Origin of the sequence: Longimicrobium terrae (assembly GCF_014202995.1) — a bacterium.
GTDB classification, from domain to species: domain Bacteria; phylum Gemmatimonadota; class Gemmatimonadetes; order Longimicrobiales; family Longimicrobiaceae; genus Longimicrobium; species Longimicrobium terrae.
The window spans coordinates 403,719-424,300 of record NZ_JACHIA010000002.1 but is presented as its reverse complement, the minus strand read 5'-3'; the positions used below and the strand labels follow the sequence as shown (position 1 = coordinate 424,300).

The 20,582-nt window shown below is 70.7% G+C and carries 11 protein-coding genes; 1 reads left to right on the top strand and 10 read right to left on the bottom strand.

Features of this window, described 5'->3' with window-relative positions; translation table 11 throughout:
* The first annotated feature begins 93 nt into the window (after nt 1–93).
* On the top strand, nt 94–1,668 hold the full coding sequence (locus HNQ61_RS05255) for a carboxypeptidase M32 (RefSeq protein WP_170037633.1): 1,575 nt from the start codon (nt 94–96) through the stop codon (nt 1,666–1,668).
* Nucleotides 1,669–2,120: 452 nt separating this feature from the next.
* On the opposite strand, the gene HNQ61_RS05250 is transcribed toward HNQ61_RS05255, so the two are convergent.
* The 10 genes from HNQ61_RS05250 to HNQ61_RS05205 all read right to left on the bottom strand — a co-directional run bounded on the left by HNQ61_RS05250 (nt 2,121) and on the right by HNQ61_RS05205 (nt 20,575).
* Nucleotides 2,121–3,215: a serine hydrolase domain-containing protein gene (locus HNQ61_RS05250; protein WP_205761909.1), complete on the bottom strand. Its 1,095-nt coding sequence runs from the start codon at nt 3,213–3,215 to the stop codon at nt 2,121–2,123.
* Between the two features lie 217 nt (nt 3,216–3,432).
* Entirely contained in the window at nt 3,433–4,791 is a 1,359-nt protein-coding gene (locus HNQ61_RS05245) for a GH1 family beta-glucosidase (protein WP_170037636.1), read from the bottom strand.
* 447 nt (nt 4,792–5,238) lie between these two features.
* Nucleotides 5,239–6,411: an ABC transporter ATP-binding protein gene (locus HNQ61_RS05240; RefSeq protein WP_170037639.1), complete on the bottom strand. Its 1,173-nt coding sequence runs from the start codon at nt 6,409–6,411 to the stop codon at nt 5,239–5,241.
* A gap of 194 nt (nt 6,412–6,605) precedes the next feature.
* Nucleotides 6,606–10,079 carry a GH36-type glycosyl hydrolase domain-containing protein gene (locus tag HNQ61_RS05235; protein WP_170037642.1) on the bottom strand — a complete coding sequence of 1,158 codons (3,474 nt, stop codon included), beginning with the start codon at nt 10,077–10,079 and terminating at the stop codon, nt 6,606–6,608.
* Nucleotides 10,080–10,450: 371 nt separating this feature from the next.
* Nucleotides 10,451–11,398, bottom strand: coding sequence for an alpha/beta hydrolase-fold protein (locus HNQ61_RS05230; protein ID WP_170037646.1), 948 nt, complete (start codon nt 11,396–11,398; stop codon nt 10,451–10,453).
* Nucleotides 11,399–11,428: 30 nt separating this feature from the next.
* The gene (locus HNQ61_RS05225; RefSeq protein WP_183685527.1) at nt 11,429–14,608 is read right to left on the bottom strand and encodes a discoidin domain-containing protein; all 3,180 of its coding nucleotides are present in this window, start codon (nt 14,606–14,608) and stop codon (nt 11,429–11,431) included.
* Between the two features lie 247 nt (nt 14,609–14,855).
* Nucleotides 14,856–15,677: a carbohydrate ABC transporter permease gene (locus HNQ61_RS05220; protein WP_170037651.1), complete on the bottom strand. Its 822-nt coding sequence runs from the start codon at nt 15,675–15,677 to the stop codon at nt 14,856–14,858.
* Nucleotides 15,674–16,657 (bottom strand): carbohydrate ABC transporter permease, encoded by a 984-nt coding sequence (locus tag HNQ61_RS05215; protein ID WP_170037654.1) that lies wholly within the window; start codon nt 16,655–16,657, stop codon nt 15,674–15,676. The genes HNQ61_RS05220 and HNQ61_RS05215 overlap by 4 nt, the downstream gene beginning before the upstream one ends.
* Nucleotides 16,658–16,919: 262 nt before the next feature.
* Entirely contained in the window at nt 16,920–18,200 is a 1,281-nt protein-coding gene (locus HNQ61_RS05210) for an extracellular solute-binding protein (RefSeq protein ID WP_170037657.1), read from the bottom strand.
* Nucleotides 18,197–20,575: a glycoside hydrolase family 3 N-terminal domain-containing protein gene (locus HNQ61_RS05205; protein WP_205761911.1), complete on the bottom strand. Its 2,379-nt coding sequence runs from the start codon at nt 20,573–20,575 to the stop codon at nt 18,197–18,199. The genes HNQ61_RS05210 and HNQ61_RS05205 overlap by 4 nt, the downstream gene beginning before the upstream one ends.
* Nucleotides 20,576–20,582 lie beyond the last annotated feature (7 nt).

Here is a 20,582-nt window from a genome sequence, read left to right as displayed (position 1 = left end):
GCCGGGACCTGAACCGAATAGTTTGTGTCCTGAATCGAGAGCCATGATAACGGGCGCCCAATCCGGCGTCAATCCTTTCGGGGCGTTACAAAGATGGGTACACGGCCGCGGCCCTCCTCGTCCCGCAGGGCGGGCGCGGGGGCACCGGGGGAGAGCGAAGCGTACGCCGGGCTGCTGGCGCGGGCGCGCGAGGCGGGACTGCTGGCCTCCACCGGGTTTCTGCTGGCCTGGGACCAGGAAGTGGCCATGCCCCCCGCCGGCGCCGCGCTGCGCTCCGAGCAGGCGGCCCTCCTGTCCGCCCTGGTACACGAACGCCGCACCGCGCCCGACCTGGGCGACGCGCTGGCCGCGTGCGAGGCGGACGCGGAGTTGATGGCGGAGGGTGCGGCGGCCGCAAACGTGCGTTCGCTGCGGCGCGAATACGACCGTGCGGTGCTCCTTCCCGCCCCCCTGGTGCGCGAAACGGCGCGGGCAGGCGCGCTGGCCGTGCACCACTGGCGGGCCGCGCGGGAAGTGGATGACATGACTTCGTTTACGCCATGGCTCCAACGGAACGTCAACCTGGCGCGAGAGGCGGCCGCCGCCCTCGGTGCGCCCCCCGGCGGAGAGCCGTACGACGCGCTTCTGGAGAACCACGAGCCGGGGATGCGCGCGGCGGAGGTGGACCGCCTGTTCGGTGCGCTGCGGGCGGGGCTGGTGCCGCTGGTGGGCGCGCTGCGCGAGGCGGCGGCACCCGGCACGGAGTGGATGGGCATCCGCTGGCCCGTGGAGGCGCAGGCGGCGTTCAATCGCGCGGTGGCGGGTCGGATGGGGTTCGATCTGGACGCGGGGCGGCTGGACGTATCCACCCACCCCCTGTGCGTGGGCGTGGGCCCGGGCGACACCAGGCTGACCGCGCGGTACGACCCCGCGCGGCTGCTGGGGGCGCTGCACGGCACCATGCACGAGGCCGGGCACGGGCTGTACGAACAGGGGCTGCCCAAGGCCGAACGCCTGGGACAGCCCCTGGCCCGCCCGGCCAGCACGGGGTTTCACGAAAGCCAGGCGCGGCTGTGGGAAAACTTCGTGGGCCGGGGCCGCCCGTTCTGCGCGTGGATGCTGGGCGAACTCCAGCGCCGCGTTGGATCACCCGAAGTGGCGGCGCTGGATGTGGATGCCGTGTACCGCGGGCTGAACGTGGTGCGCCCCGGACCCATCCGCGTGGAAAGCGACGAGGCCACGTACAACCTGCACGTGATGCTGCGCTTTGACCTGGAGCGCGCGCTTCTCCGCGGCGACCTGTCCGCGGCCGACCTGGCCGGCGCGTGGAACGAGCGGATGCGCGCGGACCTGGGCGTGACGGTGAGTACGGCGCGGGAGGGCGCGCTGCAGGACATTCACTGGGCCATGGGCTCCTTCGGCTACTTTCCCACGTACACGCTGGGCAACCTGTACGCGGCGCAGCTGTGGGAGTCGCTGGGCCGCGCGCTTCCCGGGATGGATGCGGACCTTGCGCGCGGCGAGTTCGGCGGGGTGCTGAACTGGCTGCGCGCCCACGTGCACGCCCACGGCCGGCGCTACTCTCCGCCGGAACTGTGCGCCCGCGCCACCGGCGGCCCGCTGAGCCACGAGCCGCTGCTGCGCTACCTGGATACCAAGCTCCGCGCCGTCTATCGCCTGGACACCTGACGCGTGGTTCGATGACGGGCTTGCCCCGGCCCTCGGCTGTCCGCATGCCGGTCAGCACGTGCCCTCATTCCCTCATCCCCACCGCTGGCCGCAAACCCGAAAAGACGCGAGCGGATGAAGATGAACCGCCGCGCATCAGCAGCAATCCACCCGCCCTGACGAGGTCCTTTCCCCCACGGATGCCGCCCGTCCGGCCTGAGTTCTCCCCTCTCCGTGCGGCAGTTTGCACGGGGAGGGGCCGGGGGAGGGGCCTCCCAGCCCGCCGCCGAGCAAAGCTTTCCGTTGCGACCGGTTTATCACGACGACCCGCGTTGCACGTCATCCCTGCGGAAAAACAGAACCGCCGCCGGACAACGGTCCGGCGGCGGCTCCCCTGTGATCTTCGACGATATTCCCGCGTCCCCACTGCGCATCCCGCCGCGTCGCGATCGTCATCCCGCGCGCGATCGCGATCAGGATCCGCCGGCCGCCCCGGCCATCCGCGCCGCGCCGCCGGGAACGAGGAACTCGTCCACGATCCCGTGGATGGCGGACAGGTGGCCCGGCGTGCGCGGCGTGTCCGAAACGGAGGTGAACACGGCCACCATCTTCAGGTCCGGCACCACGAACACATACTGCCCGCCGTATCCCCAGGCAAAAAACACCTGCCGCCCGCCGGATTCCCTGCTCCACCATCCCAGTCCGTAGCCGTGCCCGTTGAACGGGGACGAGGTCCGCGGCCGCACGCTCTCCCGCACCCACGCCTCGGGCACAAGGCGCAGGCCCGCGTACACACCACCATCCAGGTACAGCTGCCCGAAGCGCAGCATCTGCCTCGGCGTCAGGTACATGTCGTTGCCGCCGAAGTAGATGCCCTGCGGATCGCGCTGCCACGGGCGCAGGGTGAACCCCATGGGCTGCGCCAGCTTCTCATTGGCGTACGCCAGCGTGCTTTGCCCCGTGGCGCGGGTGAGGATGGCGGAAAGCAGGTGCGTGCTTCCCGTGCTGTACAGCATGCGGCCGCCCGGCTCGTCCACCATTGGCTGGTCGAGGGCGGCGCGCACCCAGTCGCGGCTGCTCACCCAGGCGCCGTAATCGCCAAAGCTGGTGGATTCCAGCCCGGACTGCATGGACAGCAGGTTGCCCACGGTGATCCGCCGCTTGCGCGGGTCCACGCCTTCGCGCTCGAAGTAGGAGGGAAAGAACTCGGCGATGGGCTGGTCGACGCCGCGGATGTACCCCTCCGCGATGGCGATGCCCACCAGCGCCGACAGCACGCTCTTGGACGCCGACTTCACGTTGGTCACCCGGTCCGCCGCCGCGCCGCCCTTGTAGCGCTCCAGCACGATCTCGCCATTCTGCGAGACGATCATGCCGCGCAGGTTGGGCAGCCCCGCCGCGCGCTCCCCCGCCCGCTGCAGGAGCACGGTATCCGCCAGCCGTGCACGCGGCGCGGCGGTCTGGACTACCGCTGGCGGAGCGGGTGCGTCCGCCTCGGCACCGCGGTCGCGCGGGGCTTGGCAGGCAGCCAGCAGCGGAAGGAGCAGAACCATCAGGCGCGGCGTCATGCGGCGTACGTCTCCAGGCGTTCGGATCGCGGGGTTCGGGGCGATGATACCCATCCACCACCGTAAAGTGTCCAGACACTGACACTTATCCATCCCGGACCCGCGAATTACGCCCGCCGGAACTCCGTCCGCGGGCGAAGCGGAGAAGGCGCGGCATCTCCGGAAGCCGCCACCTCGCGCTGACGCGTACTCCGCCCGTGCGAGGGCGAAGTACGCGTCAGCCGGGGCCGAGGGCGGCGCCGTTGCCGCGGATGACGTCGGCGTAGAAGCGGGCGCTGCGCTTGGGGGTGCGGCGCTGCGTCTGATGATCTACGTGCACCAGGCCGAAGCGCTTGGCGTAGCCCGCGCTCCACTCGAAGTTGTCCAGCAGCGACCACGCGTAGTATCCGCGCACGTCCACGCCGCGGCGGATGGCTTCGCGCACGGCGCGCAGGTGGTCGCGGTAGTAGGCCACGCGCAGCGGGTCCTCCACCACATCCTCTTCCGCCACCGGCGGGTCGTAGAACGCGGCGCCGTTCTCGGTGATGTACAGCGGCACGTCGCCGTAGCGGTCGCGCACCCACACCAGCACGTCGGTGAGCGCGGGCGGATACACCTCCCACCCCATCTCCGTGTGCGTGTGCCGCTCCTGGCGCACGCGCCCCTCGCGCACGGGCAGATCGCCGGGCTCGTCGCGCGTGACGGCGCGCGTGTAGTAGTTGATCCCCAGCCAGTCGATGGGTTCGCGCAGCGACTCCGCCTCCGCCTCCTCGTCCGCGTGCGCGGGCCACGCCTCGCCCAGCAGGTCGCGCAGTTCGTCGGGGTAGCGGCCCAGAAAGACGGGGTCCAGGTACTGGCGGTTCATGTATGCCTCGGCGCGCGCCTGGGCGGCCACGTCTTCCGGCCGCCCGGAGGCGGCGTACTTGGGCTCCAGGTTCACGACCAGCCCGATTCTTCCCCGCCCTTCCGCGCGGTAGGCGCGCACCGCGGAAGCGTGGGCCCGCAGCAGGTTGTGCGAAACGCGCGGCGCCTCCCAGGTGCTGCGGTGGCCGGGCGCGTGCTCGCCCGCCATGTACCCGGCGTGCATCACCACCCACGGCTCGTTCAGCGTGCTCCACATGGGCACGCGGTCATCCAGCGCGCGGAACACGGTGGTGGCGTATTCCGTGAACCAGTGCGCCACGTCCGGATTCAGCCATCCGCCGCGATCATCCAGCGCGGCGGGGAGATCCCAGTGGTAGAGCGTGGCGTTGGGGGTGATGCCGCGCGCGAGCAGTCCATCCACCAGACGCTGGTAGAAGTCCAGGCCGGGCTGGTTGATGCGCCCGGTGCCGTCGGGAAAGATGCGGCTCCACGAGATGCTGAAGCGGTACGACTGCAGCCCGAGGCCCGCCATCAGATCCAGGTCCTGCTCCCAGCGGCGGTAGTGGTCGCACGCGATGTCGCCGGTGTCGCCGTTGTGCGTCATCCGCGGCGTGTGGCTGAACCGGTGCCAGTTGCTGACGCCGGCGCCGTCGGCCAGCGGCGAGCCTTCCACCTGGTACGCGGACGTCGCGGCGCCCCACAGAAAGCCTTCTGGAAAAACGAGTTCGCTCATTCGGCGGATTCGGTTGTTTCGGTCGATGGACGGCGTGGGGAGAATTGACACCGGGGCGCCTCCTCAGGATGACATGTTATTGTCCCGTGGCTACTTACAGCCCCCGCCCCAAGGCGTCATCCTGAGGGAGCGTGGGCCGCCCTCTCCGTCACGCCGAGGTCATGCGCGACCGAAGGATCTACCATCCGCCGAGCCAACGTCGCCACACGCACGCCCGTTCTCGCGGGAGAGCAGATCCTTCGTCGGCGCCAAGCTGTGGGGTGGATGCAGGTTACCATCGGCGCCTCCTCAGGATGACGCCTTCCGGCGGGGCTCGCTGGGGAGAGACGCGCGGCGGGTCGTTTCCCGACATGCTCGCAGGATGACATGTTGTTGCGGGGATGCCAGTTACCATCCACCAATGTCATCCTGAATCACATCGGGCGCGGCGAATTTGTGAACGCACGTTCAGATTCTCTGCTCACCCGCGAGTCCACCGGTGACCATCCCGCCGGGCATCGACGACTCGGGCGCGAGGGATCGTTCGGTTTCCGGGTCAAAGAAGTGCAGCCGGCCCAGGTCGAACGCGAGTTCTAGCGGCTCGCCCGGCGCGGCGAGCGGCTGGGGCACCACGCGCGACGTCACGCGGTGGTCGCCGGCGCGCGCGTGCACGAAGATCTCATTCCCCAGCGGCTCGACGCCCTCCACCGTGAACGACGCCGACGCGAACTGTGCGTCCGCGGGCCGGCCCCGCGCCGCATACAGGCTTTCCGGGCGGATGCCCATCGTCACCGCGCGGCCGGTGAACGGGTGCAGGCGGCTCGCCCATTCGCCATCCAGCGGAACGCGGAGCGCGCCGCCCGTCGCCACGAATGCGGGCTCCGCGCCGCGCTCGATCGTCCCATCAAAGAAGTTCATCGCCGGACTGCCGATGAACCCCGCCACAAAGCGGTTGGCGGGATGATCGTACAGGTGCAGCGGCGCGCCGATCTGCTGAATGCGCCCCTCGTGCAGCACCACGATGCGGTCGCCCAGCGTCATGGCCTCCACCTGGTCGTGCGTGACGTAGACCATGGTGGCGCCCAGCCGGCGGTGCAGCGCGCTGATCTCCGCGCGCATCTGCACGCGCAGCTTGGCGTCCAGGTTGGACAGCGGTTCATCGAACAGAAACACCGCGGGGTCGCGCACGATGGCGCGGCCCAGGGCCACGCGCTGCCGCTGGCCGCCACTCAGGTGGCGCGGCTTGCGGTCCAGAATGGCATCCAGCCCCAGCACCCCGGCCGCCGTGCGCACGCGCTCCTCGATCTCCGGCCTGGGCCGCTTCTGCAGCGTGAGCGCGAAGCCCAGGTTCTGCCGCACGCTCATGTGCGGATACAGCGCGTAGTTCTGAAACACCATGGCGATGTCGCGGTCGCGCGGCGGCACGTCGTTCACGCGCCGGTCGCCGATGTGCAGATCGCCGTCGGTGATGCTTTCCAGCCCGGCGATCATCCGCAGCAGCGTGCTTTTTCCGCTCCCCGACGGGCCCACCAGCACCATCAGTTCGCCGCCCTGCACGGTAAAGGTGGCGCCCTCCACGGCCACGAACTGCGTGCCCTCGCGGTACACCTTGCGTACGCCGTTCAGCTGAATGCTCGCCATGGGATGGTTCGGTGTTTCGTGATGATCGAGGGCACCGCGATGCGCGATGCGTGTCCCGATGAGCTCGCGCCGTCGTTCTGCAGTCTCCCCTCTCCGCACTTCCGTTTCGGCCGGGAGGGGAGCGGGGAGGGGCCTCACAGCCGGCGGGCGGGCGAGACTTCGCCGCCATCAGACCCCGCGGGCTCCCGGACCGCTTACTCCGGCACGTACGCCGGCGCAAACTCCCGCCCGAGCGCCACTTGCACGCGGTGCTCGCCGCCCTCGCGGGCCAGGGGGATGCGCAACGCGCCGTCCACCGGCTCGAGAGGGCGGCCTTTCACCGTGCCGCGGATCCCGGCGCCCTCCTCGCGGGTGACGGCGATCTCGTACGTGGCCGCGCCGCCGGGAACGCGGTAGCGCACGGTGAAGCCCAGCCAGTCGCGCGGAACGCACGGCCGCACCACCAGCGTATCGCCGCCGCTGAGCGTGATTCCCAGCACCGACTCCAGCGCGATGCGGAACATCCACCCCGCCGAGCCCGTGTACCACGTCCACCCGCCGCGCCCCACGTGCGGCGCCACCCCGTACACGTCAGCGGCGATCACGTACGGCTCGGCCTGATAGACGGCCACCTCCGCCTCCGTGCGGCCGTGCGACACGGGGCTGATCATCCCCAGCAGCCGCGCGGCGCGCTCGGTGCGGCCCGCCTGCGCCAGCGCGCGCACGGCCCACAGCGCCGCGTGCGTGTACTGGCCGCCGTTTTCGCGCACGCCCGGCAGGTAGCCCTTGATGTAGCCGGGGTCGTGCGGCGTGCGGTCGAACGCGGGCGTCAGCAGGCGGATGATCCCCTCCTCTTCCGACACCAGGTGCTGCTCCATGGCGTCCAGCGCCTGCTCCGCGCGGTCCGCGGGCGCCACGCCGGACAGCACCGCCCACGCCTGCGCAATGGCGTCGATGCGGCACTCGTCGTTGGCCGCGCTCCCCAGCGGCGCGCCGTTGTCGTAATAGGCGCGGCGATACCATCCGCCGTCCCATCCGCCGTCGTTCAGCGCCACGCCCAGCTCCGCCCGGTGCGCCCGGTACCGCGCCGCGCGGTCCGCGTCGCCCCGCGCCTCGCACACGGGCGCGAAGTCGTCCAGAATGCCGGCGAGGAAGAAGCCCATCCACACGCTCTCTCCCCGCCCCTCGCGGCCCACGCGGTTCATTCCGTCGTTCCAGTCGCCGGTGCCCATCAGCGGCAGTCCGTGCACGCCGCGCGCGAGGGAGCGGTCGATGCTGCGGCAGCAGTGCTCGTACACGCTCGCGCGCTGGCCGGAATCGTCCGGGAACAGAAACACCTCGTCCTCACCCGGCTCCAGTTGCCGCGCGGTGACGAAGGGCGCGCTCTCGTCCAGCACGCCCGCGTCGCCGGTGGACGAGACGTAGAACGCGGTGATGTACGGCAGCCAGAGCAGGTCATCCGCGAAGCGCGTGCGGATTCCCTTGCTGAGCGGCGGGTGCCACCAGTGCAGCACGTCGCCCTCCACGAACTGGTGCGACGCATGGAGGATGATCTGCCGCCGCGTAAGCTCCGGGCGCAGGTAGACGAGCGCGGATGAATCCTGCAGCTGGTCGCGGAATCCGAACGCCCCGCCGGACTGGTAGAACGCGGTGCGGCCCCACACGCGGCACGCCAGGTTCTGGTACGCCAGCCAGCCGTTCACCATCAGGTCCAGCTCCGGCGAGGGCGTCTGCACCTGCACGCCGCCCACCAGGTCGCTCCAGAACCGCGTCACTTCCTCCAGCGCCGTGCCCACCGCGCCCGGCGTGCGGAAGCGGGAGATGATGGCGCGCGCCGCCGCCTCATCCCGCGCTTCGCCCAGCAGAAAGGCGACTTCCAGCGTGGCGCCCGGCGGGATCACGAGGGAAAGCTGAAGCGCGGCGCAGGGGTCCAGCCCCGCGCCCGCCGCGCTGTTCAGCGGCCCCGCGGTCCGCGGCGCGAGCGGCGCCTCGGGCGAGCCGTACGGGCCCAGGAATGCCGCGCGGTCCGCCGTCCACGACACGTCTCCCCGCGACGAAACCACCGCCGCGAACGCGACGCGCGCGGAGAACTCGCCCCGGTCCGGGTTGACGGCCAGGATCGCCCGCGCGGAATCGTCCCAGCGGGTGTGGATGGAGCCGCGCGTTTCCTGCGGCAGCCCGCCCAGCACCAGCTGCGCGTAGCTGAACGCGGAGATGCGCATCTCCGTGTCCGCCGTGCTGGTCAGGCGCAGGCGCACGATCTTTACCGGATCACGCCGCGGGACGAACAGGGTGGTTTCCTGCTCCAGTTCGCCGGCGGAGGTGCGGAACCGCGTGTAGCCGAAGCCGTGGCGCGTCTCGTACGCGCCGCCGCCGGGAACGGGGCCGGGCGTGGGGGACCAGAAGCGGCCGCTGGCGTCGTCGCGCAGGTAGAGCGCCTCGCCGTGCGGATCGCTCACGGGATCGTTGCTCCACGGCGTCAGCCGGTTTTCGCGGCTGTTGTCGGTCCAAGTGCTGGCCGCGCCGCTCTCGGAAACGAGAAAACCCGCCTCCTCGTTGGCGATCACGTTGGTCCACGGCAGCGGCGGCCGCACCGGCCCGTGCTCGCCCGCGCCGTGGCGGATCACGTACTCGCGCCCGTCCGCCGAGAAGCCGCCGAACCCGTTGAAGAAGCGCAGTTCCTCGGGTTCCGCGCCGCCGTCCGGCTTCGGCGCGGGGATTCGGGGGATGACGGGAAGCGGGGTTTCGCGCTCGGGGATGGGCGGAAGCGAATCCACCGTGCGCAGCCACGACTCCGGGACGCCGAGCGCGGCCGCGTCCGCCGATCCCGCGTCTCCGGAACGGTCGATGGCCTTGCTCGCGGTGGCGGCATCCGGATAGCGGTCCGCGATCGCCTCCACGTCCCGCCGCGTGCGGCCGGCGCCCAGCACCGCGACCAGCGTGACGGAGCCGCCGGGCTGCACGGTGACCACGCGGCGCAGGCTGAACACGGGATCGAGCACGTTGCCCACGCTTCCGGACAGCCGCGATTCCACATCCATCGCGGCCGGCGCGGCGAGCGTGCGGCCCCGGCCGATGAAGCGGGCGCGATCCGTTTCCATCTCCGGCGCACCGAATCCGTCATCCAGCAGACGGTGAACGACCCACAGCGGCTCGTCGTGCGGGCTGCGCAGGCGGCGCCACGCGACGAGTGCCTGGCGGTCCTCCATCCACCCCGTCTGCACGAACAGCTTGCTGAACGCGGGGTGGCCCGCGTCGCCGGCGGGCGTGTTGAGGACGAGTTCGGCGTACGTGGTCACCTCGATGCGGCGCGGCGCATCGCCCAGGTTGGCCAGGGTGATGCGGCGCAGTTCGGCGTCGCCCTCCACGGCGGGGCACACGTGGAGAGTCGTCTGCACGCCGCCGTCGCGGCGCACGATCTCGCCGCGCGCGGGGGATGCGTGGTACTCGTCGGCGGCGCGACCGGCGGGCTGGTACCCGGCGGACCAGACTTCTCCCGAGTCCACGTCACGCAAGTAGACAAAGTAGCCATCCGCGTCGCGCGTGCGGTCGGCGGTCCAGCGGGTGAGTGCGTAGCCCGCGAAGCCGCTGGCGCCGCCGCCGGCCGGTGTCAGCAGCACGGCGTAGTCTCCGCGCGCGAGCACCGCGGCGGGGTGGGAATCGGTGGATGTCACGCTCAAGTCTGTCATGCTGCGATCTGCGGATTATTCGGATCAGGGCCGGGATGATGGCCCGTGTCAATCGACTGCGGTGTCGCTCGCTCGCTCTGCCGCGCTGACGGATGACGTCGCCGCGAGGATGGCACGTCACGTCCCGCGCGCCCGTTCTTACGGGACAGTAGATCCTTCGTCGGCGCCAGAGTTCGTCATGGCCGAACCATCGTCCGGCGCCTCCTCAGGATGACATTGTGAGGGTGCCGTAACCTGTGTCAGCACAAAGTCATGTCATCCTGAGGGAGCGTGCGCCGCTCCATTCCGTGCACCGGCCTTTGCGCGACCGAAGGATCTACTCTCCGCCGAGCCAACGTCGCGACGCGCACGACCGTTGACCAGCCGAGTGTTCACCGCGGGCGCGCACCGCCGTCCGGAACCGCGCGGCGCGTGAGGCGGTGCGCCCACAGCCACCGCGGGAACGCGTCGCTGGCCAGCAGATCCACGGGGACGGCGTGCTCGCCGGAATCATACTCCCAGAACGTGGCGCGCGCGCCGGGGACGGCCGTGATGGCGGAATACCCGGCCAGGTCCAGCGCGGCGGGCGTCACGTCGTCGCTGTTGCCGTGAATGACCCACAGCGGCGTGCGGGCCAGCGTGGCCGCGTATCGCGGCGGAGTCGGCACGCCCGCGATGGGGATGGCCGCCGCGAACAGCTCCGGCCGCTGCACCAGCGCCAGGTACACCGTGGACGCACCCATCGAAAAACCCATGGCGTACACGCGCGACGAATCCACCGGCAGATCCGCGCGCAGGAGGTCGATCAGCTCCAGCGTGGCAAAGAGCGGACGGCCGGGCTCGCTGGCGCGGTCCGGGGCCGTGGCTGTCGGGAAGTAGTTGGCGCTGCGCTCCGGCATCTGCGGCGCCAGCACGTACGCCGGCCATTCGCGGCGGATTTCCGGCCGCGCCCACGACTTGGGAAAGCGGTCCAACTGCCGCTGGTTGTCGCTTCCGATCTCCCCCGACCCGTGAAGGATTACGACCAGCGGATAGCGCACGCCCGGCCGCGGGTTCTCCGGCGGCAGCAGCCGATAGGCGATCTGCGTTCCGTCGCTGCCGCGAAAGGTGTGCGTCTCCCACGTGTCGCCGCTCATCTGCTCAATGACGCGCACCGCGCTGTCCGCCCGGGCCCGCGCCTGCGCCGGGAGCGCCGGAACCAGCCGGTACCCCGTCCCGGGCGACGGCGAAGACGCCGGCACACACCCCGCCGCGAGCGACAACAGCGCGGTCAGCAATGCGCCAACGCCGCGCGTCACGCCCACCCGCCGCACCCGCGCGCGATCCTCATCAGTTCGCACTTTCGTACTCTCGTACCTTCGCACTTCCCCTCAATGCTCCATCACTACGTCCGCCTGCACCGCGCGAACGACGATCTCCCGGGCACCGGCGGTGACGCGAACCGTGCGTCCGTTCACCGTCGCGCGGCGGATGGGGAGGTCCAGCGGCGTGCGCAGGATGATGCCGCCCGGCGCCCGCACATCCCCGCCGATGTGCGCGCGGACGGTTGATCCCCTCGCGCGCATCCGCAGATCCAGCGTGCCGAAGTACGTGCGCAGCCCGCGCATCTCCAGCCCGTCGCCCTCGCGCACCCACGCCTCCGGCACACCCGCGCCCACCACCAGCGCGCTGTCCTGCTCGTAGGCGAACAGGTCCAGTGTGGAGCGGATGAAGTCCGATCCCACCCACGTGTGCGGCATGTCGCCGATGAACCGCGGCGACTTCTCATCCCGGAATACCACCTCCGCCCAGTGATTCCACGCGGCGGGCCGGCGATGGCCGAAAAAGAGTCCGATGGCCTCGTGGGCGCGCGACTTCCACCCCAGGCGCACGAAGGTGCCCACCGTGCGCCACTCGTACGGCGTGTAGCCGTCCCACTCGGCGCCGTCCAGCCGCGCGCGGATGTTGTCGCGGTAGTAGCGCTCGAAGGTGGCCTCCAGCGCCGGCCGCGGCAGCCAGCCGATGCCGCCCATCGGGTTCACGCCGACGGTGGTGGAGGTCGCGTCGAAGTCGCCGAGTTCGACGGAGCCGGGAATGTACGCGATCCCGTGCATCGCCATCGTCCGGTCGATGGAGGCGCGCAGGTCGCGGCGGAACTCGTCGCGGATGGTGGTGAAGCGCGCCCGTTCCGCCCCGCGGCCCAGCACATCCGCCACATAGACGGCGTCATCCAGCCCCTTGAGCACGAAGAAGTCGTCCCAGTACGAGTGCATCGGCTTGGCCGAATATCCCTCGTGGCTGATGGACTGCGGCACCAGGCCAAAGTATGCGCGCTTGTCCGCCGCCTGGTACTCCGGCGTCATCCGCTCGTGGCGCAGCGTGTCGATATACGCCACCGCGCGCTCCACATGCGGCCACATCCCCTCCACGAACGCGCGGTCGCCCGTCTGCCGGTGGAACTCCGCGATCAGGTAGATGAGCTGGCCGTGGCTGTCGTGCTCCGGAACCGGATCGGCGCCGCGCAGGCTTACGCAGCAGGGCACGTAGCCGCTGGCGCGCTGGTGCGGCGCGTACCACTCCGCGAACGCGCGCACCTCGTCCGCGTGGCCCAGGCGCAGGAGCGCCGCGCCGGTCAGCGAGCCGTCGCGGATCCACGAGCGGTCGTAGCTGCGCGAGCCGGGCTGAATGGACGGCCCGTCGCGGTTGATGAGGATGTACGCCAGCTGCGAGCGCAGCGTGTTGGCGATCTCCTGGCCGTGCATGGCCGCGGGAAGCCGCAGCGTAAAGCGGTTGAGCTCGCGCGTCCACGTTTCCGCCGAGGCTCGCAAAAGCCGCTCGGCCTCATCGTCCGGGCCCTCGTTGCGGGCGTGCAGTGGCGGCTGCGACGCGGCGTGCAGCGGAATCGCGGCGATGACGTCCCGCGTCTCGCCCGGCGGAATGCGGAGCGGATACGCCAGCGCGCCGGACGCGAATCCGCGCGGGTCCGCGGCGGACGGCGAGGGCGGCAGCCGGCCCGCGCGCAGGTAATCCACCACGTCGCCGCCATCGAACGGCGCCGCGCCGAACCCGCCCGCCGGGGTGATGGTGCGCACCACGGGGGCGCCGTCCACGGTCAGGTCGCGCCCGCGCATCGCCATCTGTCGCACGCGCGCAACGCCGCCCTGCACGTTCAGAAACTGCCACGACGGGTTCACCTGAAATGGCCGCAGCGCCAGGTAAAGCGTGGCATCCATCGCGCGATCGCTCCGGTTCTCCACCCGATAGCGGACGTACACGCTGCTTCCCTCCGCCGGGCCCACGGCGACGGCGGTAACGGCAAGGCCGAGCGGCCGCGCATCCCAATCCACCGTGGGGATGGGCAGATAGCCGTCCCGCAGCGACTGCGACGCGCGCACGTCCGCCCAGGTGAGCAGGCGGCCATCCGCATACAGGAACGGTTCGATGGACGGCCCGCCGATCCCCGTCTCCACCATCCCGTCGGTGTTGATGGTGGATTCGCGCGTGTCGCCAGGAACGCCGATGACCGTCCAGTAGCTCTGTTCGCCCGTCAGGTAGCGCGGATACACGCCGCGCGGCGCGTCCTTGGCGAGGTTGGCAAAGAACGCGTTCGGCGTCTGCGACCACTCCGCGGGCTTGATCTCGATTTCGCGGATGGCGTACTCGGGGACCGCCATTTCGCCTTCCATCCGCAGCCGCAGCCAGCGCGTTTCCGTCTCCGGCAGGTACAGCGGATCGCGCCCGCCGTTGCCGAAATCGACGGTATAGACCGTCTCCCACCGCGCGCCGTCATCCGAGGTCTGCACGTGGTAGCGCGAGGCGTGTGCGGCGGAATCCCAGTCGATTACCAGCCCGCCCAGCTCGCGTTCGCGCCGGAAGTCGATGGTGATCTCCGACTCGTTCTCCCCGTCGCCGCACCAGATGGTGGTGGAATCGCCGTCCACCGCCAGCCGCGCGACCTCGGGAGACGCGGTGGCGGTGACGAGCGGCGTCTGCGTGTACGGCGCCGCGGGCTCGCGCTGGCGGAAAGTGAGGTCGTCGATCCACACGGTCCCCCGCCCGCCCGCCGCGGCCGTGACGACGATTTCGATCTGCGCGACGCTGTCCATCTCGCCGCCGCCGCGCGGGCCCCAGGCGAATTCCACCTGGCGCTTCTGCGTGCGGATGCGCCGCCACTCGCGCGGAAACTCGAAGCGGCGGCGGTTCATCCACCAGACGTTTTCGCCGGACGGATCGATCAGCTTGAACTCCAGGTCGTTCACCGGCGCGTCGGCGCGCATGCGGAACCCGAACTCCCAGTTGGCCGGCAGATCGATGGGAATCGTTTTGCGCGCGATGGCGTATCCCGTACCGCCGTGGAAGTCGAAGTCCAGCCGCATTCCCCGCCCCGCCGCACCGCTGTCCGCCGAGATGCGCAGTTCCACGCCATCCGACGGGTGCGCCGTCCATCCGCTCAGCGTCTCAAAGTCATCCAGCACGCGCGTCCCGCCATCCACCAAAACCGCCGCGGCCACGGTGGATGCGACCGTCGTTTCCGGCGCGGACGCCGGCGCGGCCGACGCGCAGCCCGTCATCGACAGAAACGCGATCGACGCAGCCCAGACCCGTCCCGATCGCACGACATCGCCGAAGTCACGCCCGATCATGGATTTCCACGCGATTTCGAGCCCGCCGCCGCCGTCCGGCGCAGCCCGGTCTCCGCGCCGCGCACCGAGGCCAGCCGCCGCAACCAACCCTCCCCCATTCTTTTTTGGGGGAGGGTGGGCCGGTGGTGCCGGCCCGGGTGGGGGCCGCCCGCAATCCCCGCCGAATCGCATATCCTCATCCCTTTACGCTCCCCGCCATCACGCCCTGGATGTAGTAGCGCTGCAGAAACAGAAACACGAGCATCACCGGGAGAATGGTGAGCACCGAGCCCGCCATCATCAGTTCCGTGTCCTGCACGTGCTCGCCGCTCAGGTTGGCCAGCGCCACGGGAAGCGTCCACTTCGCGTCGTCGCTGAGCACGATCAGCGGCCACATGAAGTCGTTCCACGTGCTCAGAAACGTCCAGATCGCCATCGTCGCCAGGATCGGCACGATCGTCGGCAGCACGATGTGGGTGTAGATGCGCAGCTCGCCCGCGCCGTCCATCCGCGCCGCGTCCAGCAGGTCGTCGGGAATGGACTGCGCATACTGGCGGATGAGAAAGATCCCGAAGATGCTGGCCATTCCCGGCACGATCACGCCCCAGTAGCTGTTGATGAGGCCCAGCTGCTTCATCAGCAGAAAGAGCGGAAGCATGCTCACCTGCACCGGAATCACCATGGCCGCCGCCAGCACACGGAACAGCGGCTCCCGCCCGCGAAAGCGCAGCTTGGCGAACGCGTATCCCGCCATGGAGTTGATGACGATGCTGAGCGCCGTGACCGTGAACGCGATCAGCGCGCTGTTCACCAGCGAGCGGCCCAGCTCCAGCCGCGTAAACAGCGCCACGTAGTGCTCAAACGTCACCTGCCGCGGAAGCAGGCGCGGCGGATAGGTGCTCGCCTGCCCCGCCGGCATCAGCGATGCGCTCACCATCCACAGCATGGGGATGATCATCAGCACGGCGCCCAGGATGAGCTGCGCGTAGATGGCGAAGCGTGCGGCGCGAGGGCTCATGCGTCGCTCCACCGCTTCTGCAGCGCCAGCTGAACCAGCGTCGCGATCAGGATGACGATGAACAGCACGAACGCCACCGCCGCCGCGTGCCCGATGCGCCACCAGCGGAAGCCCTCCTCGTACATCAGCAGCACCACGGACGTGGTCGAGCGCAGCGGCCCGCCCATGGTCATCACGTACGGCTCCACGAACAGCTGAAAGAAGCCGATCATGGTGATGACCGTCACGAACACCAGCGTCGGCGCGAGGCCGGGCAGCGTCACGTGCCGGAACCGCTGCCACGCGCTCGCGCCGTCAATGCGGGCCGCCTCGTACAGCTCCTCGGGAATCGCCTGCAGCCCGGCGATGAAGATCAGCATGTTGTATCCAAACGACTTCCACACCGTCATGAGGATGATGGCGGGCATGGCCCAGCGCGGGTCGCCCAGCCAGTCCACCGGGCCCATGCCGAACGCGCCCAGGCCGTAGTTCAGCAGCCCGTAGCGCGTGTGGAACATGTACCGCCACACGATCGCGACCGCGACGAGCGTGGTGACGAACGGGGCAAAGTAGACGGTGCGGAACAGTCCCTTGAAGCGCACCATCTTCTGGTTCAGCAGCAGCGCCGCCCCCAGCGACACGCCGATGGACAGCGGCCCGCCCACCAGCGCGAAGTAGAAGGTATTGCGCAGCGCCTGCCAGAAGAGCGGCGTGCCCAGCAGCTGCGTGTAGTTGCGCAGCCCCACCCAGCGCGTGTTGGCGGGATCACCTACGGCGTAGATGTCGAAGTCCGTAAAGCTGAGCCCCAGCGCCGCCATCACCGGCAGAAAGAAGAAGATGAAGATCAGCACCAGCGCCGGCGCCAGAAACCAGTACGCCGCCGGATTGCGCTCCGCGGGCGCGCGCAGTCCGCCGCGCCGCCGCCCGGATCCCGCCACCGCCGCGATCCCTGCCTCCGCGCGGATGCTGATCTCCCCCGTCCCCGTCGTCGTGTCCGTCATCGCCCCGCTCCGGCGGGCGCGGGCCCCCACCCGGGCGAGCACCACTCGCCCACCCTCCCCCAAAAAACCCTGGGGGAGGGTTGATGAGGCCGCGGGTTCGCCGCACGCGTTCCATCCCCCGCATCCTCAATCGGAAACCACGACAGGCCGTCGGAAACGCGAGCGAATTCTCCCCTTTCTCCCGCTCCGCGGGGGAGAGGGGCCGGGGGAGAGGGGGCGGCCGCGGACGCAGCCGGATGCGCGTCGAAACGCTTCGCTCCGCTCATTGCCCGCCCTCCCGCCGGTCCAGCATCCACCGGCGCTTTTCCAGCAGACGGTCCACATCCGCGTCCAGCGCGGCGAGCGCCTGCTCCACCGTGGCTTGGCCGCGCACCGCGCGCTCGCCCTGCTCAAACACCTTGTTCACGATGGCTTCGGCCTCGGGCACCTTGGGCAGCGGAACCACGCGGTCCAACTGGTCCCGGAACGCGGCGGCGCGCTCGTTCCCCGCCAGCGCGGGCGAGCGCCAGGACGAGCGGCGCGCGGGCAGGTCGCCGGTGAGCTCGTAGAAGCGCACCTGCGTGGCGGGTTCGGAGAGGTACTGGATGAAGCGCCACGCCGCGTCCTTGTTGCGCGAGTTGCGGAACAGCACCAGCGACGCGCCGCCGGCCAGCGACACGCCGGGGCCGTCCGGCCCGGGCAGCGGCGCCGTCGCCCACGGCACGCCGGTGACGCGCGTGGTGAACTCGCCGATCTCCCACGGCCCGGTGATCATCATGGCGATGTTGCCGCGCTCGAACTCCTGGTAGCGGTTGCTGATCTCCGACGCGCTCACCCGCGGCGCCAATCCCTCGCGGAACAGCTGCACGTAGAAGTCGAAGCCGCGGCGGAACGCGGGATTGCTGAAGTCGCCCCAGCGCCCGCCGTCACGCAGCAGCGTGCCGCCGGTCTGCATCCCCAGAATCACCGGCTGCGGCCACTCGTTGGTGGGGAGCAGGATGGGAAACTGGCTGGGCCCCATGCGCGCCTTGAGCTTGCGCATGGCGTCCATCCACTCCGCCCAGTTCTTGGGCGGCTGGGGATAGCCGGCGGCCGCCAGCAGGTCCGGACGATAGAAGAGGACGCGCGTATCCACGTACCACGGCAGCCCGTACGTCCGTCCGTCGATGACGTTGGTGTCCCAGATCCCCGCGAAGTAGTCCGCGCGCGGCGTGGACGCGGAGGCCGACGCGCGGGCGTCCAGCGGCTCCAGCGCGCCCAGCGCCTGAAATTCCGGCACCCAGCTGTTGCCCAGCTGCGACACGTCCGGCGTGGCGCCACCGACGAACGCGGTCAGCAGCTTCTCGTGCGCGGCGGACCAGGGAATCTGCTGCACCTGCACGCGGATTCCGGGGTTGCGGCGCTCGAACTCCGGGACCAGATGCTCCACCACCTCGCCCTCGCGCCCCATCGCCCAGAAACGGATGGTGGCGACGTCCGCCTCGCCCCCGCCGCCACATGCGGCGGCGAGCAGCGGAACCGCGATCGCGGCAACGACTTGGCGGACACGGTTGATGAACGTCACGCGGCCCCGCAGCGTTCCGGAACCGCGATCGCGCCGCCATCCACCGTCACCAGTTCGAACTCCGCGGACTGCACCTGCTCCGAGCTGCCGCCGACCTGGACGACGAACGCGCCGGGCTCCGCGATGCGCCGCGGCGCCGCGTCCCAGAACGCCAGGTCATCCACCGTGAGCCGGAAGGTGACGGCGCGCGTTTCCCCCGGATTCAGCCGGATGCGCCGGAAGCCGCGCAGCTCCTTCACCGGCCGCGTGACGGCGGCCACCGGGTCGCGAACGTACAGCTGCACCACCTCGTCGCCCGCGCGCCCACCGGCGTTGGTGACCTCCACCGTGACGGAAAGCGTGTCGCCCGCGCCCATCCGTGCCGCGCTCAGCCGGGGCGCGCCGTACGTGAAGCGCGTGTAGCTGAGCCCGTGTCCGAACGGATACAGCGGCGTCGACGGCGAGCGCTCGTAACCCGTGGTGTACTCGTTGCGCGGGTCCGCGGGGCGGCCGGTCTGCCGGTAGTTGTAGTAGATGGGCACCTGCCCGGTGGCGCGTGGAAAGGTCATCGGCAGCTTGCCGCCGGGGTTCACCTCGCCGAACAGCACGTCGCCCACCGCGTTCCCCATCTCCACCCCGCCGAACCACGCCTCCACGATGGCGGGAACGGTGTCGTGCATCCACTCGAGCGCGAGCGGCCGGCCGTTCATCAGCACGACGGCGACCGGCTTGCGCCCCGCGGCGGCGCGGACGGCCTCCACCAGTTCCCGCTGCGCGCCGGGCAGGTCCAGCGACACGCGGCTGCTGGCCTCGCCCGTCATGTCCTCCGTCTCGCCCACGACGAGGACCACCGCGTCCGCCGCCCGTGCCGCGCGCACCGCCGCCGCGAACCCGCCGCCCGACGTGGAGCGCACGCTGTCCACCCCGGCCGTGTAGTCGACCGTGATGCCGGAACCGGCCGCGCGCCGGATGCCGTCCAGCACCGGCACCACGTCCTCGTCGCGCCCGGCGCCGTTCCAGCTTCCCAGCGGCGAGTGCCGGTCCGCCGCCAGCGGCCCGATCACGGCCAGACGGCGGATGCGCGCGCGGTCCAGCGGCAGCACCCCGCCCGCATTGCGCAGCAGGACCACGGAGCGCGCCGCGGCTTCGTACGCGGCGCGCCGGTGCTCCGCGGGAAGCCGCCCGGCGGGCAGTTCGCGGGATGTATCGCCGCGGGCGTACGGATTGGCGAACAGGCCCAGGCGGTACTTGAGGCGCAACACGCGGCGCACCGCCTCGTCCACCTCCGCCATGGGGACGCGGCCGGCCGCGATCTCCGCCGGAAGCTCCTTGAGGTAGACTTCGCTGACCATGTCCATGTCCACCCCGGCGCGCAGCCCCAGCCGCGCCGCGTCCGCGCGTCCCGCCGCCACGCCGTGCGGAATCAGCTCCTGCAGCCCGCCCCAGTCGCTTACGACCATCCCGTTGAAGCCCCACTCGCCGCGCAGCACGTCCGTCTGCAGCGCGCGGCTGGCGTGCGCGGGCACACCGCCGATCTCGTTGAAGCTGGCCATGAACGTGGCCGCGCCCGCGCACACGGCGGCGCGAAAGGGCGGCAGGTACGTCTCGCGCAGCGTACGCTCGGGGATGTCGGCGATGTTGTAGTCGCGGCCGCCCTCCGCCGCGCCGTACGCGGCGAAGTGCTTGGCCGTGGCGGCAATGGAAAGCGGCGCGCGGAGGTCCGTGCCCTGAAAGCCGCGGACGCGCGCAGCCGCCATCACCGAGCCCAGGTGCGGGTCCTCGCCCGCGCCTTCCACCACGCGGCCCCAGCGGGCGTCGCGCGCCACGTCCATCATGGGGGCAAAGGTCCACGCGATGCCGTACGCCGACGCCTCCGCCGCGGCGATGCGCGCCGACTCGCGCGCCACGTCCGGGTCCCAGCTGGCGGCTTCCGCGAGGGGGACGGGAAACAGCGTGCGGAATCCGTGGATGACGTCGTGCGAAAACAGGATGGGGATGCCCAGCCGCGACTCTTCCACCGCGATGCGCTGCAGGCGGCGGGTGACGTCCGCGCCCCACACGCTCAGAAAGGAGCCGACCTCGCCGCGGCGGATGGCATCCTCCGTCGCCGTCTCCACCCGCGGCCCGGTCTGCCCCCACTGCCCGGCGTACTGCGTCAGCTGCCCAAGCTTTTCCGGCAGCGTCATCCGCGCGAGCACGGAATCCACGAACGCCTGCTCCGACGCGTCCCTCATCCCGCTTGCCGCCACGTGCGGGACGGACTTCGCGAAATCCGCCGCGCGATCCGTGATGGCGGACGGAAGCGACGGCGGCGGCAAAGGACGGGGCGCGCACGCCGACAGCAGCGCCGCGCATCCGCCCATCCACCCGGCACGCCGGAGGACCATTCCCGTCATCGGGCGA